Raw genomic sequence first — 407 nt, forward strand, 5'->3', positions numbered from 1 at the left:
GCACGACCCCCGCAGCGGGGCCCCGCTGCGGGGGTCGTGCACCACCGGGACCTCACCGGGCCGGCAGCCGAGCCGGTGCGCGAGCACGTGGCGCAGCGCCACGCGGGACACCGTGAACAGCTCCCGCGCGCGGGCCTCCTGCCCGGCGTGGGCGCGGGCCACCTCCTCCTCCGTGAGGCAGTCCGCGGCCGCGAAGGCCCACGGGGCGAGCTGCGCCAGCGGCAGCACATGCAGTGTGAGGTCCGCCGGCGCCCCGGGCACGCGGCGGCGGTGCTCGGCCCACACGGGGTGCCGCAGCACGGCGGTTCCCGCGCTCACCGGACACCCCCGTCCTGCTCCCACAGCGCCCGGTGCAGCAGCTCGGGGTGCTCGAACAGACCGTGGTGTCCTCCGGGCACGGTGAGCGC

The 407-nt window shown here is 78.4% G+C and carries 1 protein-coding gene; it reads right to left on the reverse strand.

Annotated elements, in window-relative coordinates; all coding sequences use genetic code 11:
- Window positions 1–318, reverse strand: a 318-nt coding sequence (locus CWC38_RS11945; RefSeq protein WP_500683901.1) for a 4'-phosphopantetheinyl transferase family protein, incomplete at its 3' end; no start/stop codon positions are given.
- Between the last annotated feature and the right edge of the window lie 89 nt (window positions 319–407).

The organism is Kocuria tytonicola, assembly GCF_003687455.1.
GTDB classification, from domain to species: Bacteria; Actinomycetota; Actinomycetes; order Actinomycetales; family Micrococcaceae; genus Kocuria; species Kocuria tytonicola.